16 protein-coding genes are annotated in these 17,332 nt (G+C 40.1%); 7 read left to right on the top strand and 9 right to left on the bottom strand.

Features of this window, described 5'->3' with window-relative positions; all coding sequences use genetic code 11:
- Positions 1-13: 13 nt before the first annotated feature.
- From NST62_RS05230 to NST62_RS05200, 7 genes are all read right to left on the bottom strand, one after another.
- Positions 14-1,168: a substrate-binding domain-containing protein gene (locus NST62_RS05230; RefSeq protein WP_141600869.1), complete on the bottom strand. Its 1,155-nt coding sequence runs from the start codon at positions 1,166-1,168 to the stop codon at positions 14-16.
- Positions 1,169-1,225: 57 nt separating this feature from the next.
- Entirely contained in the window at positions 1,226-1,978 is a 753-nt protein-coding gene (locus NST62_RS05225; RefSeq protein WP_181733120.1) for a VOC family protein, read from the bottom strand.
- A 12-nt stretch (positions 1,979-1,990) separates the two neighbouring features.
- On the bottom strand, positions 1,991-2,503 hold the full coding sequence (locus NST62_RS05220) for a YbaK/EbsC family protein (protein ID WP_141600871.1): 513 nt from the start codon (positions 2,501-2,503) through the stop codon (positions 1,991-1,993).
- Between the two features lie 91 nt (positions 2,504-2,594).
- Entirely contained in the window at positions 2,595-3,266 is a 672-nt protein-coding gene (locus tag NST62_RS05215; RefSeq protein ID WP_181733135.1) for a phosphopantothenoylcysteine decarboxylase, read from the bottom strand.
- Positions 3,267-3,525: 259 nt separating this feature from the next.
- Complete coding sequence (locus NST62_RS05210) at positions 3,526-3,732, bottom strand: zinc-finger domain-containing protein (protein WP_141600873.1); 207 nt, start codon at positions 3,730-3,732, stop codon at positions 3,526-3,528.
- A 412-nt stretch (positions 3,733-4,144) separates the two neighbouring features.
- Positions 4,145-5,107 carry an ABC transporter ATP-binding protein gene (locus NST62_RS05205; protein WP_328219675.1) on the bottom strand — a complete coding sequence of 321 codons (963 nt, stop codon included), beginning with the start codon at positions 5,105-5,107 and terminating at the stop codon, positions 4,145-4,147.
- Positions 5,107-5,790 (bottom strand): ABC transporter permease subunit, encoded by a 684-nt coding sequence (locus tag NST62_RS05200; protein WP_342463201.1) that lies wholly within the window; start codon positions 5,788-5,790, stop codon positions 5,107-5,109. Before NST62_RS05200 ends, NST62_RS05205 begins: the two co-directional genes overlap by 1 nt.
- Before the next feature lie 746 nt (positions 5,791-6,536).
- On the opposite strand from NST62_RS05200, the gene NST62_RS05195 reads away from it, so the two are divergent.
- The 4 genes from NST62_RS05195 (at position 6,537) to NST62_RS05180 (ending at position 11,727) form a co-directional block, all read left to right on the top strand.
- On the top strand, positions 6,537-8,600 hold the full coding sequence (locus NST62_RS05195) for an ATP-binding protein (RefSeq protein ID WP_342463200.1): 2,064 nt from the start codon (positions 6,537-6,539) through the stop codon (positions 8,598-8,600).
- Complete coding sequence (locus NST62_RS05190) at positions 8,590-9,189, top strand: response regulator transcription factor (RefSeq protein ID WP_328215244.1); 600 nt, start codon at positions 8,590-8,592, stop codon at positions 9,187-9,189. The genes NST62_RS05195 and NST62_RS05190 overlap by 11 nt, the downstream gene beginning before the upstream one ends.
- 265 nt (positions 9,190-9,454) lie before the next feature.
- Positions 9,455-11,122, top strand: a complete 1,668-nt coding sequence (locus NST62_RS05185) for an IS1634 family transposase (protein ID WP_342463199.1) — start codon at positions 9,455-9,457, stop codon at positions 11,120-11,122.
- Positions 11,123-11,337: 215 nt separating this feature from the next.
- Positions 11,338-11,727 carry a ribonuclease HI family protein gene (locus NST62_RS05180; RefSeq protein ID WP_141600878.1) on the top strand — a complete coding sequence of 130 codons (390 nt, stop codon included), beginning with the start codon at positions 11,338-11,340 and terminating at the stop codon, positions 11,725-11,727.
- Positions 11,728-11,776: 49 nt separating this feature from the next.
- Here NST62_RS05180 and coaW read toward each other — a convergent pair whose 3' ends face one another.
- The gene (gene coaW / locus NST62_RS05175) at positions 11,777-12,622 is read right to left on the bottom strand and encodes a type II pantothenate kinase (protein WP_141600879.1); all 846 of its coding nucleotides are present in this window, start codon (positions 12,620-12,622) and stop codon (positions 11,777-11,779) included.
- Positions 12,623-12,757: 135 nt separating this feature from the next.
- On the bottom strand, positions 12,758-13,816 hold the full coding sequence (locus tag NST62_RS05170) for a 3'-5' exonuclease (protein ID WP_181733123.1): 1,059 nt from the start codon (positions 13,814-13,816) through the stop codon (positions 12,758-12,760).
- 227 nt (positions 13,817-14,043) lie between these two features.
- On the opposite strand from NST62_RS05170, the gene NST62_RS05165 reads away from it, so the two are divergent.
- The 3 genes from NST62_RS05165 to NST62_RS05155 all read left to right on the top strand — a co-directional run bounded on the left by NST62_RS05165 (position 14,044) and on the right by NST62_RS05155 (position 17,123).
- Positions 14,044-14,871, top strand: a complete 828-nt coding sequence (locus tag NST62_RS05165; RefSeq protein ID WP_141600881.1) for a phytoene/squalene synthase family protein — start codon at positions 14,044-14,046, stop codon at positions 14,869-14,871.
- Positions 14,872-15,146: 275 nt separating this feature from the next.
- Positions 15,147-15,500 carry an IS66 family insertion sequence element accessory protein TnpB gene (tnpB, locus tag NST62_RS05160; RefSeq protein ID WP_141603390.1) on the top strand — a complete coding sequence of 118 codons (354 nt, stop codon included), beginning with the start codon at positions 15,147-15,149 and terminating at the stop codon, positions 15,498-15,500.
- A 3-nt stretch (positions 15,501-15,503) separates the two neighbouring features.
- Positions 15,504-17,123 (top strand): IS66 family transposase, encoded by a 1,620-nt coding sequence (locus NST62_RS05155; RefSeq protein WP_211358719.1) that lies wholly within the window; start codon positions 15,504-15,506, stop codon positions 17,121-17,123.
- The last annotated feature ends 209 nt before the right edge of the window (positions 17,124-17,332 follow it).

The raw sequence follows: 17,332 nt of genomic DNA, 5'->3' as shown, positions 1-17,332 counted from the left end.
ACTGCGGCCTTCATCAATCTCCTTCATTGATTGGAACATATCCCACTTTTTCGATTAATTGTTGGCCTTGGGAAGACAATACCCAATCAATCAATTTTTGCACATTTGGATTATCCGTTCCGGCTGTTACAATATAAAACTCTCCTGTAATCGGATACTTTCCGCTGCGAATCGTTTCTTTTGTCGGAGGAACCCCATCGATTGACAGCAGCTTAATTTGTTTATTCCCTACCATCTCTTGCGAATAATATCGGAAAGTATAACCGATGGCGTTTTCAAAATTCCGGTATTGGGCCACTTCCTTGATGATTTCTCCCATTCCGCCGGCGACATTTTCCCTGGGCGGATCCATAATCGGCGTATCGCCCATCAAAGACTCCAGCGCCGTCTGCGATCCGCTGTCTTCCGGCCGCTGGTATGCGCGGATCGGCTCGTCTTTTCCTCCAACTTCTTTCCAGTTGGTAATTTTCCCGGAGTAAATATCCTTGATTTGTTGCAATGTCAACCCGTCGACTTTGTTCTTCTGATTCACGAAAAAAACAAAAGCTTCTTTTCCGATCGGCGTCAATTTTAATTCCACGCCCTTTTCCTTTGCCCGCCTCCATTGGTTTTTGGACGGCTCATTGACAAAAATCATATCCACTTTGCCGTTGATCAAATTTTCATAAGCTTCCGGCGTTGTATTGACCATCACTTCACTGTCATAAGGGTCATATTCCTTTTTCGGATAGGTCGCCTGCGCAATGGCGGAGTACAGGGGATAAAGCGCCGTTGCGCCATCCATGACCGGCAGCGGTTCAGACAATTGAAGGGTTGCTTCCTCATCCAAAGAAACGACTTTTGAACCTTCTTCAAAAGGCTTATATTCAAAAATATCCACTTCCGAGGAAACGGTCGGTATGCTGTCCACATATTTTTCGTAAATCGGCCACACAGAACCTGCAACAAGCGCAACCAAAGATATGCCGGCAAACCACAGGATTCTCCTCTTTGTTTTGAAGAAACGGAACAAAAAGGCTAATAAAAGCAGATAAAGAACGATGGCCATTATGATCATGAATGGAATCCATTCAAAGAATCCGATCAACAATGCCATGACAACCCCTGCAAAAGTGAAAAAACCCAGAATTACCAAAACTAGAATTGAAACAAAAAGATTGGTCACCATAAAAAATACCTCCTGCAAAACATTTCTGCATCCAGGAGGCAATTCCCTTTAAAAAATTTAACGAACAAATAAATATTTCCCGTTTTCCAATATCACTTGCTTTTCTTCTTTTGCACCGCGGATTTTCACTTCGGCGATTTCATTTTTTTGGCCCAAATAAAAGCTGAATTGGCAATTCGGCGCTTTCAATTTAATATATGCCGCCGTTTTTTCTACAATTTCATGTTGAAATAAATCGGCCCATTCGTCCGCCCGCTTTAAATCAGTGACAATCAAAGAGATTTCTTCGATTGCCACATCGCCGACCGGATGTTCTTGAATGCTCCCATTCTTGACCAAATCATGGTACCGTTCTTTGTCAGAACTGTCCCACTGGATGAGAAACGGAAATTCAAAAGGTGAATCTTTTTTTCCAAAATGCAGCAATTTCCACGTCAGCACGCTTCCATCCGGCCGTACCCTTGAAAAAGCATCCGGCCCAATCACTTCATAACCTCTCGCGCGCAATTTTGCCGCATCTTCTTCAATTGTAGATGTTCTGATCGCAATCCGTGTAAACCCATCCCGTTTGTTCCGTTTTTTGTAAGACTCGTGCAATGTATATGGAATTTTTGCGGACTGTTCCAGCAGCTCTTCATCAAAAACGCCAATAAATTCGATATAGGAAAGGCCAAAATAACAGAGGGAGTTATAGGTACCCCACATTTCATGTTTTCCGCCTTCCACGGTATGGAGGCCAAGTTCTCCCGTTTTTTCGACCATGGCTATCGGCTTTTTGACAAAGTGCACAATATGATCAAAAAAATACATAATCATCCCCCGCTATGCTTCAGTTGCAGCCGCAACTTCGTCAGTCAATAATGCATCCCAGTCTTTTCCGACGTCCACCCAATCCTTGGCGTATGAATATTCAAACAACTCGTCGCATGTTAATTCAATCGCCGAATTGATGCTTCCGCATGCCGGAAACACCGTCGAAAAACGCTTCAAGGAAATATCCAAATATACATCCAAATCATGGGCCAGCCCAAAAGGGCAAACTCCTCCGACCACATGCCCCGTAAAATGTTCCACTTCTTCCGCGCTTAGCATTTTCGCTTTAATGCCGAATGTGGATTTGAATTTTTTATTGTCGATTTTTGCATCCCCTGCGGCCACGACAAGAAAAGCGTTGCCTTCCTTATCTTTAAATGACAACGTTTTGGCAATCCGCGCAGGGATGACGTTTAAGGCGGCAGCCGCCTGTTCCACCGTTGCACTGATTTCATCGTATTCCAAAATATCCTGTTCACGGCTAAATTTTTTCAAATGTTCTTTGACACTTTGAAGCGACATGGAACCCATCCTCCAATACCTATAAAACAAATTTAAATTATTCGTTATCATATAAAATAAAAGACTAGCGATACTAGTCTTTCAATATCAATTAATTGTATACTTTTTCAGCCAATATTTCCAATAATTTTCTTGCCGTTTGTTCTTTTCCCTGAACTTCGATGAAATCTCCGGAAGAAGAGATGATATAATGCGGCACATCCCCGTATAAAGACCGGGAGCTGTTTGCTACCATAAAGTCCGCATCCGATTCCTTCATCCGAAGTTTTGCCCGCTCAATTAAATAACCCACATCTTCTGTCGCTTCCAGTTTAAAGCCGACGAGAAGCACTTCAGGATTCCAGCCTTTAATTTTCCCTAAAATTTTAGGCGCTTTTTTAAAATGGATGATCGGCGGTTCATCGGAAGGCATTTTCCCTTTTTCCTTTATCAAATTGCCGCTTTGGTCATAGACCTTGTCCACAATCCAGTCCGAACCGGCCGCTGCCATAATGACGATATCCACTTTTTCATTTCGAAGAATTTCTTTTATTTTTTCCCCTAAATCTTCAATCCCTTCGAAACGTACGAGCCTCATTTGTTCTTTATGTTCGGGAAGCTTCGTGAAATATCCGTGCAAATAAATCACTTCGGCCCCCATGGAATATGCCGTTTCGGCCAAAAAACAGCCCATCGTTCCTTTCGAAAGATTCGTATGCCCCCGGACCTGGTCCCATTTTTCAAGGGTTCCCCCGCTTGCAATGAGCACTTTTTTCCCTTTCAGTGTTATCACTACAATCACCTGTCATTTCATCGTTATAGCATAAGTTTACTGAACTTTGATTCAATTTTCATTAATAAAATCCATATTTCTTCATTTCATTCGTTTTTTCCAAAAAACCCCTTCAAACATGCACATATAAAAAGCAGCCCATTTCGAAAGCTGCCCGCCATGTTTTCCAACCACATTTATGCTCATAAAATGGAATCATGAGCACTCATATAATATTTTATACCATTGTAATATCCGCTCAAAAAGGAATTCAATTACTTTTGGAATCCTTCTCTTGGATTTTCAACAATTCGTTACCTAAAAATTGCAATTGTTCCCCGACGCTGCATTGTTCGATACAAAAACGGTGTGCCCCCGCCTTCCCCCTTGTTTGTCTCAAATCCTTTTTGATCGGGCAATCAATGCAATAAGTATCGATTAATTCATCTATATCTTTAATGACTGCCATTTTATTCACAAAACATGCTCCCCCTTTTACTAGTTTTTATATTTTACTATCGGGATTTTTTATTTGTCAAAGCGCTTATCATAATTTCCCCATTTAAAATATTAATTATTTCAAGCGAAAACAATCCATGCAAAGTATTTCACAAAAAATCGATTCGATACCCGAAACAAAAAGGGGAAAATAAAACAGAAGTTCCATATAAATGACATTCATATGGAACTTCTGCAAAACAAGAAAAATGTTTTAAACAGCGGAACAGGCCGTTCTTTTTGAAGCGGAATCACTTCCCTTTCCACAACGGGGGGGAAGTGATTTTTTCGGTCATGTCTTTCAATTCATCCGAAAGCCTGGCAAAGCGATCAAATCTTTGAAAACAACATGATTGCCAAGTGCATTTTGTGGCGAAAATCCTTTAATACAATCAATCCATAAAATGTAAAAAACAAGTTTTGATCATATCTATCTCATCCCCGGATGCCCGATCAAAGAAAATATCTTCCAGAGTGGCTTTTTCCGTTTTTACTTCATATATATCAATGTTTTGGCCGGATAAATAATGAATCAATTTAGGTATATCAGCTTCATTATACAGATAACAATATAAATATTGGTCTTTCGCTTGTACGTCAGATACATGATCGACTAAATGATTTTTCATGGAATGGGCAATAAAAGAATCCTCTTTCTTTATTTTGATGGAAAGCCGTATCGTACGTTGATGTAGAGCTCTTAATTCTTCCATGCTCCCGATTTTAGATATTATACCGTTTTCCATAATAGCTATTCTGTCACAGATTCTCTCGACTTCAACAAGATTATGTGAAGTTAAAAAAATCGTCATGCCTTCTTGGGACAGCTCTTTAATAAGTTGCTGAACTTCAACGGCTGACTCCGGATCCAAACCGGAAGTAGGCTCATCCAGAAAAACGACTTGCGGCTTCCCCAGAATAGCCTGGGCAATTCCCAGCTTTTTTTTCATACCGAACGAATAACTGCCGACCTTTTTCTTTTCATGACCTTTCAGCCCTACTCTCTCCAAAATATCAAGCAAATCACTCTTTTTCATTTTTAAGTTTTTTAATTTTGAAAAAAATATAAGATGTTCAATGGCAGTGAAATCATAGTAATAGTTTGCGGCATCCGGCATTACGCCGATGATTCTCTTGATTTGATCGATTTCTTGATTCGTTTTTCCACCTATAGTAAAACTGCCTTCAGAGGGCAAAATAATACCTGTTAACATATTCATTGTTGTCGTTTTTCCCGCGCCATTTTTACCTAAAAACCCGAAAATTTCACCTTTTGTTACATCAAAAGTAACGCCTTTCACAACATAATGATCTTTAAATTTCTTTTTCAGGTTATTTACCTCTATGATTTTCACTACAAATCTCTCCTTTGAAATATCGCCAAGGCCGTCAACAGCATAAGGATAGAGAGGAAAAACGGAAAAATGATATAATAACCGCCTTTCACAATATAGTAATACGGGAGTATATATTTAATGATTTCCGATATGAATTTGGTCGAGATAACAGACCACAATCCTACAACAGGCAGCGCAATACCTAACAAAATACTAGCAAATGTGGTATGGGACGGTTTTTTTATTACTAAAGATATCAAGATGGTCAGACTGACAGCATAGGCAATGAAACACATAATTTGCAGAAAGTCAAAAACAAAGATCTGCTTGGCAAATAGACCAATAACAATAAATGAGCATAAAATACAAATCAGCCAAAACAAAAAAATCCCTAAAAACTTGCCAATCACAATAGAACTTCTGGCGGATTTCGTAACCAAAAAGCGGATCGTTTGGTTTTCAACTTCCCGGTTGATTGCATCATGGGATAAGGACATGACAAAGAGAAACCCTAAAAACATAACCAGCGCCCGAATACTGGAGACGTAAGCTGATTCGGCATGATCTGTTTGCAATATATCCAGGTTATTACTGAAAAATTTAGAAGCGGCGAAACACACTACAAGAAAAAATGCAATCACAGCAATAGACTTAAAACCTTTGAACAAGCTTTTAAATTCTTTCTCGACAATCGCTTTCATAAACATCACCTATTTTTGCTTTTCTTTTGAATTAAATACGGATATTAAAAGCAACACAACAATTGCAATAAATATAAAATTTTGTGGAGACTGGTTACGATAAATAAAATAGGCAATGGTAGCAGCAATTAGTAATAAGTATTCCTAGTGTATTTTCAGTCCTCTCGATAACGATAGAATAAGACAGAAAGATGATTAATGAGCCCATTCGCCCCACGGGCAATCATGTCTACAATTGTCCTGCTCGCGCGAGTAATGATAACCTGTTATAACCGGTTGCCCATTTTCAGCATTATTTGATCAAGAATTTCTGCGATTTTCTAATTACACTTGAAATTTTCAATCTGCTTTCATTGCCTACGACTACAATCTACTATATTTAAAAACGATAAACATCCGTATTTACCGCAAATTTAATTGTGGAAAATACTTTTTTAGAAAATCATGACAAAAATTGTAATATAGTGTAAAATAAACACTGCCAGAAAAGGATTCCATTGGAACAACGGTACTTGCGTTAGAAAAGGAGAATTGAAATCCAAAAGTCTTTTCCAGCATTAGTGGAGTTTCTACAAGTGGATTGAACGCAAAAGAAAATCCGTGGATGCAAGGTTAAAAGAATTTTAAAGGAAAAGAGGAAGAAGACTTTTTTGCAAATTCACTTGTCCACCAACTACATGTTTGAACAAGTGATGATTCAGCATCAAGTAAATTCTTAAAAAGTTATCTAGAAAGCCAGGGATAACATGAACAAGAAAATCTTCCCTTTTGTCATGCTGCTCATTTCCGTCTTCATTACTTGTTATACTCTTTTAAAAATGTACAATGAGCATATTCCTTTTCACCATTATTTCGCGATATTCATTGGAATGTCATTTTTGTTTATTGGCATCTATAGCTATGTGCAAAAACCGAACTCGGTCGTTGTTCAACATTTTTTCACGTTAATGTTCATCAGCGGACTAGCTATTGCATTGTCAGCACCTTCCAGCTGGAATATAAAAACGGCAAAAGAATTGGAAGTGATCACCGCTTCGTTTGCTCCTTACGTCCTTATGAATTTTTTTGAGCATTTTCCTTCATCTACAAAACCAACATTTTTTCGCCGGGTTCGTATGATTACATTATTAATAGCCATTTTCGCGACTCTCATTTATTTCTCAATAGGCATTCATCACCATGTCATCGTCAACACAATCGTTCGCCCATGCATTGTCGCAAACATGGTTCTATCGTTACTGTCCTGTATTGTCCTATTTTTTTTACACCTTCAATCCAATTCCGATAAAATCAAAAATCAAATGTATCTTTTAATCGCCGGTCTGATTCTATCGTTTGCTCCTGTTGTCATTCTCAGCTTAATTCGGGATGCATTTTTTTCTTTTTCGGGCATTCCTTTTCATTATACGCTTAGCAGCATCATTGTCTTTCCCATGACATTGTCATATCTATTAACGAAGCAAGAAGTTGTTGATTTTCGAGAAATCTTTCGAAAAATTAGTTTCCAATTATTAGTGATGATTTTGGCTTTGGTTGTTTTTAACCTATTCTTGTTTATGTTTTACAATTTCGACTTAAAGACAGTTATTTTTATGAACTCTTTGCTCGCATTCACCTTCGTTGTTTATGACTTGATCCACAAAGGGTTGGAACCTTTAAAAATGAAAAAATGGCATCTGATAAAGCAAGAAATACAAAAAGAAAAATTGCTTATCTTTCAACAATTACTGAACGGGAAGCATTTGGAATATTGCGCAAAACTCATTGCCGATTTAATGCACAAAACAATTGATGTTAGCGGAGTATGCCTGATATGGAAAAACGATAACATCCCAACGATTTTACATAAAACAGGGGCTTTTTTCCATTTCAACGATACGGAACTGCTGACATGCGTCCATCATGGCCGCCATCCTGAAAAAATGAATATCCATGGAAAGAAGTTTTTTTCGTACCCTATGAATTTGGAAGATGCAACGATCGGATGGTTCCTGATCGGGGAGAAAACGAATGCGACGGTTTTTGAAAAAGAAGAAATAAAACTGATAGAAAAAATCCGAACCGACGCGACAGAATTATTTGCCAGCTCGAAATCGTTGCTGCAAATCAAAAAACAGCTAAAGGAAACAGTGGAGGAATCTCTCCCTTCCGAACAATTTGATTTGCTGCTGCTGAATGAACAAGAAAAGGAAAAAAAGAAACTATCTGTTTTCCTCCATGATGAGGTGTTGCAAAATTTAATCCTCCTTTTCAATAAACTTGAATTCTTGAGCAAATATAAAAAAATGGATAACAGTGTTTTCGAAGACATTAAAGAGTCGCTCCGCAGCAGTATTTTTGAAATAAGGGAAATGTGCCATGAGTTATATCCGGTTATCGTAGAAGATTTGGGATTGGAGAAAAGTCTCCATTCATTAAAAAGAAAATGCCAAACGAACCTTAATGTTACCATTGAGATTGATTATAATACGAATCTGAGAGTCATTCCCGCTTCCCTCTCTCTTCAAGTGTTCCAAATGATCAAAGAATTGGTTTACAATGCCATCAAACATTCTTCGTCAAAGAAAGTTTTCGTTTCTGTTTTAGAAACGAACAATCTCCTAAACATAAAAGTAAAAGATCATGGTATTGGATTCAAAGTACCGAATCGTTTATCGGAGTTATCGCAAGACAATCATTTAGGCCTGATTGCGATTCAAAAAAGGGTTAATCAGTTAAAAGGCACACTTGACATACAATCTGAACCGGGGGCCGGGACTTGCGTTTCGATTACTCTGCCAATGAGTGAGGATGGAAAAGATGAAAATTAAAGTATTACTAGTAGACGACCATTTATTAGTGATGCTAGGGATTCAACAACTGTTAGAAAATGAAGCTGATCTGGAAATTGTAAATACGATTTGTCATCCCGCCGACTTAGAGAAGGAAATAGTCAAACATAACCCTGATGTCATTGTCATGGATATAAGAATGAAAAACGATAACGGGATTGAATGGACGAAGAAAATCACTGAAAAATATCCATCATGTAAAATCGTTATTTTATCGGGTTACGACTATGACGAATACATTCACGCCGCTTACGAAGCCGGGGCTTATGCATTTGTTACAAAAGAAAATTCCGCCTTTGAATTGGCCAATGCAATTAGGCAAAGTTTTTCGGGAATAAAACACTTTCCAATTTACATTTCATCTAAAAACCATTTCCCCCTTACAAATGCTGAATTAAAAATTCTCCAATATATTTCTGAAGATATGACAAATGAAGAAATCAGCAAGTTTTTAAACATAAGTAAAAGGACCGTGGAACACCATGTATCATCTATTTTAAGAAAATTGGATGTCAACTCGCGGGTTGGAGCAGTAGTCAAGGCGATGAAAATGGGAATATTGGAATAATCAAATTAAACTTATTATTTTTATAGAATGCATTGTCCATTCTTGAACATTTTGAGGTTCATGTTGAACAGTAAAAGCAAACCTGCTTTAATGAAAACCCGAGTTCGACAGTTTTGAGGCCATTTTAGGCAAATGAAAATGGCCAAAATGCTGTTATATCAAAGATTTCGCGATGCGGATCCTAGAAAAAAACACTGAATTTCATAGGCACACGACTTGTTTATTTTAACTTTTAAAACAGCTGAATATCGGTTATAATATAGGCATGTACATACGGCGAGTAACACGCAAAAACAAAGATGGAACGACCGTGGCGTATCTCCAGCTTGCTCACAACGAATGGGATCCGAAGGCCAAATATGCGAAAGCGAAGGTGATTTATTCGTTTGGGCGCGAAGACGAGGTGGATCGCGCTGTCTTGGAGCGTCTGGCCAAAAGCATTTCGCGATTCCTTTCTCCTGAGCAGGCTTGGGAAATCGAGACGTTGACAGGAGAAGTGTCGGATGACTTTCAGTTTCAATCAAGCAAACGCCTTGGTGGCGCTTGGCTTTTGGATCAGCTCTGGAGACAACTGGGATTGGGAGAGATTCTCCACTCCTTGTTTGCCTCCCGACATCATCAGATTCCGTTGGAACGGCTGATTTTTGCCATGGTGGCGAATCGTGCCCTTCATCCGTCAAGCAAGTTGGCGATGGAGGAGTGGGTGGAGAAAGACGTGCATATCCCTCATCTTCCCCAAGTCGCCAGCCACCAGTTGTACCGGGCGATGGATGAGCTGCTGGCTGTGCAGCCGGAATTGGAACGCCAAGTGTTCCATGCCGTGGCCGATTTATTGAACCTGGAAGTCGATTTGATTTACTTTGATACGACTTCGTCGTACTTCGAAGTGGATCCATCCGAAACACCAGAAGGAGAATCGCTTCGAAAGCAGGGGTTTTCCAAAGATAAGCGTCCCGATTTGGTCCAAATCGTCATTGGACTGGCCGTTACCCGGGAAGGAGTCCCCATTCGCGCTTGGGTATGGCCTGGCAATACGATGGATATGACGGTCATCAAACAGGTGAAACAAGACTTGATTGGCTGGAAGCTTGGGCGTGTGATCAGCGTGATGGACCGCGGATTTTCGTCTGAAGAGAATTTGCGAATCTTGCAACAGGCCGGGGGACACTACATTGTCGGCGAAAAAATGCGGTCCGGCAAAGCCGCCGTCGAAGAGGCCCTAAACCGTCGCGGGCGCTACCAACAAGTTCGCGAGAACTTGCATATCAAAGAAATCATCGTGGGCGACGGAGAAGCGCGTCAGCGCTATGTTCTCGTGTACAATCCCAGCGAAGCCGAACGCCAACGCAAGGAACGGGAAAAGCTGCTCGAATCGCTGAAAGAGGAGTTGGAGGGGCTTCGCCAACTCCCCAATGAAGCTCATCATAAGGCCACCTGCCGGCTGCGTTCCCATCCGTCCTACGGAAAATACTTGCGTCAATTGAAGGATGGAACGCTTCGCATCGACAAGCAAGCGGTTCGTGAAGCGGAAAAGTACGATGGCAAATATCTCATCCGAACCTCCGATGACACCTTGTCTGCCGAGGATGTCGCGCTCGGGTATAAGCAACTGGTGGATATCGAGCAGGCCTTTCGGACGTTGAAATCAACACTCGAGCTGCGCCCCATGTATCATCGCTTGGAAGACCATATCCGGGCGCATGTGCTGCTCAGTTGGCTGGCTCTCTTGCTGGTTCGGATCGTGGAGATCCGAACTCATGAATCGTGGCCGAAAGTAAGAGACGAATGCGAGCGTCTCATGCTTGGACATTTTTCTTCAAAAAACGGCGACCTTTATCAACGAACCGAACTGACGGCCAAACAAGCGCTATTCCTTGCGGCTCTAGGGCTGGAACCTCCTCCAAAGATTCTAGGCATCCACCCTCGCACCTAGATACACGCCCGAAGTGTGCCCAAATGCCTCCGATCCCTTTTGTATCAAGGGGCGAGAGGCATTTTGTTTGCCTAGTGACTGTCGAACTCGGGGAAAAATTAGAAAGTTTTTCGATTTCCATAAACACTGGCAGTTGAATCCTTTCACCGTTTTTTCATATTCGCGCTATAATAAGATTAGAATATATTTTATTGTGAAAAGAAAATGGGGGAACTATGCTGGAAGTCTATATTGATGGGGCCAGTAGCGGCAATCCTGGTCCGAGCGGAATCGGATTATTTATTAAAGGGGAAGGACATTCCATCCAAATCGGCGAATATATCGGCGAATCAAACAATCATGTTGCGGAATTTATCGCACTGATCCGCGGGCTGGAAGAAGCCAAAAAACTTGGCACCTCTTTCGTTTCTGTCCGCTCGGATTCAAAAATTGTAGTAAATTCCATTGAAAAGCGGTATGTAAAAAGCGAACAATTTAAGCCTTATTTGGAAACCGCTCTGAAACTGGCCGAAGAATTTGAACTCTTTTTCATCAAATGGATACCGGAACAACAAAATAAAGCCGCTGATGCACTGGCGCGGCAAGCCATCCGCAAAGGGATGTAATCAGCGGTTTAAAAACAAATGGGATTCTTCCGCTTGAAGAATCCCATTTTTATGTTTTGGCGATTTCTCTTTGTTCGACTTTGTTTAATAGCGCACCGATGGCTCCTGAAAAACCGCAATCTTTCAAAAAGACCGGCGTGTGCTTTTTCAGAATCGTATAATTGGCAATCACTTCTTTTAAATGTTCGTTATTCGCCAATGTCGATCCAATATAGATAATCGTTTCGGAATTTTTCATATCCGCATACTGGATGCTCAATGTCGTGATGACTTCGCCAACCAGCGCCTGGATTGTGGCCAACAAATCAGGGATTTTGTAGGACGTATTGTTCAATAAATTGACTTTCCCAAAATTGCTTGCCGTCAAATGTCCTTCGATCGGAGGCTCCATTCCTTCAAAAATATCCTTTACAAACAGATCAATGAATTCCCTTTTCCCTTGCTTTGCAATCTCCGTTATTTCCTTAAAATCGGAAAGGCCTGTTATGATAGTGGCCAGTCCCGTTAATGTGCCTCCTCCGATGCCTGTCCCGCCGACGCGCACATGCTTCTCATTGTCCATATAATGGATGCTTGTGCCTGTGCCTACATTTGTAATGATGCTTTTTTGGATATTGTGGCCTTCCTTTTTTAACAAATATTTTACCCCTTTGATCGTTGCATCAAATTCCACAACATAATCAATGGGCTTATTGATTTTCAGCTTGGATAATAGCTGTTCAGTCCTGCCGCCGGTAATACCGATTTCTTCGATTTCAGGAAAGGATTCAATCCATTCCTTCACCATAGATAAGTCTTTTGAAGGGAACGCTTTAAATTGGAATTCATTTTGATCATTCAAGTAAGCGACTTTTGTTAAAGTGCCTCCTGCATCAATTCCTATTGTTTTCCGCATAAACGCTCTCCTTTTATTAATCCACTCTCTACACTTTAACCGTATTCCTTTTTCATTTCAATATTTTTTAAAATTTTATTAAAATTCAAAACAGAAATTCATTATAGTAAAATTATATAATTTTTATGAATAAAATTAAACTTTTACTACCTGTCCCGTAATTAAATTTCTCCTTTTAAACTCTTTTATTAGTTTGTATTTATATTTGAATAATAATTTATAAATTTTTCTTTCATATGTATCCAATGTTTGGCCGTTCATCGTGAATTGATTTACTGCATCAGGTTCCATCAATAAATTTTGCAATGTCATGACTTCCGTTTTCGGAAAGACGCATTGGTGCAGGCGGCTGAGGCGCGAAATCTGCCTTAAACCGGAACGGGTGATCAGCACTTTCCGATCCAAGTCGTTTACGATTGAGCGCAAAAATTTTGCCAATTCTTCGCTTGGGAGAATTTCATGACATTCCGTTTTGATGATGCTGCCGTCTTCTTGAACCTCTTCCCGTTCTTTTTTTATACATGATAAGGATTGATGAATGGAATCCATCGAATGGATTTTGATATCGGAAGGAAAAACCTCGCCGGTTACGTATGTAAAATAGACTTCGGCCCCATTCTCCCCATGATGGCTTTCGTTTAACAAAAGGGCGAATTGATTCGTCTTTTGCTTTTCAATCATCCCGTGGCCATCGGCGGCTTTAAAAATTTGAAAAAGGGAAATGGCATCATCCAATGCCCGATGTTGTGTTGCGGCAACGACATCAAATTTTGCCATTAAATCGCTTAGACTTGGCTGCACCTTAATCTGATTGTCAATCATATATTTTTGTTGAAAATCAACGATCGGATAAATGAAACGCCGTTTGATACGGTTGCGGAGGAGTTCCTCTTCCAATAATTTACGGTCAAATTCCCCGAAAGTAACGAATATGGTATTCCCTTGAGTCCACTCCTTAAAGCGCTTTATGACCTGTTTAAAGGGGGGAGCTGAAAGGAGATCTTCAGTATGTATGCCCGTCAACTCGTGAATCCGGTTATTTAATTTTTTAAATTTATATGGCTGGATGAATTCGGAAAAAAACTCCACTCGATCATTCGGAAGCCATTTCACGGCGCCGATTTCAATGATATGTTGTTTTCCGCGCACTACATCTGCCTCTATATCCAAAAATATATACGTTTCCTTTCGCACGAATGAATCCACCTTTATCTATTAAACTGTCCCACCCCATTGTATCGAAAAGCAGCGATAAAAACACGCTTTTTTGCATAACATACCTTTCCAATGATCGTTATTTTGATGTGCAAATAATGGTTTTTCCTTGTCTATAATAGTTTTTAGGAGTTTTGTTTTTCCTTTTGGGAAAATGAATGTTAGGATAGATAGGAAGAGTAACGGATCGGAGGATAATCGGACAAATGAACCAAAAAGCGCTTGAAAAAGATGCGATGAGAGTATTGAAAGAAACGAGCCGCACCTTCTATATTCCCATCACATTTCTAAAAAAAGATTTAAAAAAGGCTGTTGCCAATGCCTATTTGATCATGCGCGCCCTGGATGAAATCGAGGACAATGAACATCCGGAAGTAACGAACGGCTTGAAGCATGACATTTTAATGGAAACCGGAAGTTTATTAAAAGAAGAAGCTTTTCCTAACGGCCGCTATCTGGAATTGTTGGAGCCGGTTAGACAATACTTGCCTGAAGTGACGCTGCGCATGAACGACTGGATTTCCCTTCTGCCTTCAGGAGCCAAAAATATAGTTTGCAATGCAGCAAGTGAAATGGCTTTTGGAATGGCCAAATGGGCGAAAGCCAACTGGCAAGTCCGCACAAAGGAAGATCTCGACGATTATACATATTACGTCGCAGGACTTGTCGGCGTCATGCTTTCGGATTTATGGGAATGGGACAGCAAAGTCAAAACGGACCGGGAACTTGCGATCGGATATGGACGCGGCTTGCAGGCTGTCAATATTCTAAGAAATAAAAAGGAAGATCTCGAAAAGCGGGGCGTCAGCTTCATTCCGGATGGATGGACATTGGAGGATTTGTTCAACTATTCGGAGGAAAATTTGCGCAAAGCCGATCTCTATATGAAAGATATCACGAAACGATCCATTATGCTTTTCTGCCGTTTGCCGCTTGCCCTTGCCCATAAAACGTTGAACGCTTTGAAAGAAGGAAAAGAAAAAATGAGCCGGAGCGAAGTGGAAGAGACGGTAAAGGAAATATTGGCCGAATAAAAGTAAGCCCGAAATCAAACAACGCCTATAAATCAATGACACCTCCCTGTAAGATGAAAGTAACAATTACAGAGGAGGTGTTCTTTTTTTGACAACGGAAAAACTCAATATCGTGCCTGTAAAATTAGAGTCCAAATCTGATCCAACTCCATCCCCAGCAAGTCGTGGTCCACTCAGACCAATATGCGTCATTCAATCCAATCAGTGTAAAATCTCCTTCTACCCCGGTGTCAAACCTCAATTACTTCAAGCGGTTATCAGGGAGTTGAATCGAAATGATTCATGATTTTACAAAATGCAAAAATATCTATATCATTTGCGGTCATACAGATATGCGAAAAGGAATCGACGGTCTAGCAACGCTAATTCAGGATTCATTCGAACTCGATCCATACAGCGAGGCAATCTTCTTGTTTTGCGGTCGAAGGAAAGATCGTTATAAATGTTTATACTTTGATGGAGATGGCTTCGCTATGCTTTATAAACGATTGGATAATGGCAAACTCCAATGGCCACGAAATAAAAATGAAGTTCGTCGGCTCACGCAACAACAACTTCGTTGGTTACTTGAAGGACTCACAATTCATCAACCGAAAGCCATACAAAAATCTAAAAAAGGTGTCTTTTAACCAATGATTACTAGTGATATAATCAAGACATTATTGAATTTGGACGGAAATGTGGTGAATGATGTGAGCAATGATTCGAATGAAAAATTAATTCAATTATTAGAAGAACAACTCGCGCAATCCAATAAGAGAAATGAAGAACTGTTGAAACAAATTGAATCGTTGTCACAACAAGTTCGCTATTTAACAAAGCTTCTTTATGGCTCAAAATCAGAAAAATCAAAGTACCAAGCTCCAGATGGACAATGTTCTTTATTTGATGATGACTCTTTTTTTAACGAACCTGAGCACACAGAAGAACAAAGCACGGACACTGTTACCTATACAGTTGTTCGTAAAATACATAAAAAGAAACGAAACGATTTCTTCGTGGATGGTTTAGAAATTGAAGAAATTCATCATCACCCTGAAAACTTACAATGCGAGTGTTGTCAATCTCAGATGACAGAGATCGGCAGCACGATTGTTCGTGAGGAAGCAAAATTTATACCGGCTATTGTGAAGCGTGTTCGACATATCGAACACGCTTATGAGTGCAGGAATTGTAAAAAAGATCTCAGCAAAAATTCACAAATCAAACGAGGCAAAGCACCACAACCAGCGATTCAACGAAGTATTGCTGGACCAACGGTCTTGGCAAAAATCATCTACGATAAGTTTGTTCAATATTTACCTTTATATCGCCAGGTAAAGGAATGGAACCATTATGGTCTCCTTACAAACGATAAAAATTTATCGAACTGGGTGATTCGAATCGCGGAGGATTGGCTTCATCCAATCTACCATCGTATGAAAGAGCTCCTTATGAAAAAATCAATTCTTCATATTGATGAAACATACGCTCAAATACTCAACCGTTCGGATGGAAAGTCGGCTCAGTCTAATGCTTATAACTGGGTATTCCGAAGCGTTGCTTCTCAAGGGCCGACCATCGTCATGTTTCATAGTGCGTTATCGCGAAGTCGGGAAGTTTTAAAAGACTTCGTGGAAAAGTTCAAGGGAACCATCATTTGTGACGGATATTCTGCATACGCTGGTTTACCTAACGTCACATTCGCCAATTGTTGGGCACATGTGCGTAGAAAATGGCTAAAAGCCAACAGTAAAAACGCCGAAAAAGGTGTAGAATATTGTAATCGACTCTACGAATTGGAACGAAAGTTTAAGAAACTTTCACCAAGCAAACGTCGAAAAGCACGAAAAAAATATTCCAAACCGATTGTGGAAGAATTCTTACAATGGGTAGATGAATCTCCTTTTTACGGCAAAAGTGCCCTTGCGGAAGCGGCAAACTATACCTTGAAACATGCCGAAGGTCTAAAAGCATTTCTATATGACGGTCGAATTGCGATTGACAATAACCCAGCAGAAAATGCGATTCGTCCGAGTGTGATTGGTCGGAAGAACTGGCTTTTCTCTGTGAGTGAATTGGGAGCTGATGCCAATGCCGTTTGTTTGAGTTTAGCTGAAACGACAAAAGCTAATGGAATTGATTTCTATCAATACTTGGTCAAAGTATTGACAGAACTCCCAAACCTCCCAATCCATCAGCAACCAGAAATAATCGATCGCTACTTGCCTTGGTCTAAAAATATACGTGAATCATGTGCAATAGCAAAATAGCCCTCAATCTGAAAAAATTCAAGATTGTAGGGCTATTTGTCATGCGTACTAATAGGTACGCTTTTTTAATCCCTGTTTTAAGTTTTTCAATGCGTCATTTGAATTCGGGCTTACGAATAAAAAGCTTATCCAAAAGGGAATGAACATCTTCCCCTTTTGGATAAGCCTATTTTTTATCTTTCGCAGGCATAATTGCCATGATTGAGGTC

This window comes from Ureibacillus sp. FSL K6-8385 (assembly GCF_038593155.1).
Classification (GTDB): Bacteria; Bacillota; Bacilli; order Bacillales_A; family Planococcaceae; genus Ureibacillus; species Ureibacillus terrenus.
The sequence above is the reverse complement of the archived record's forward strand: the minus strand, read 5'-3'. Positions and strand labels throughout refer to the sequence as shown.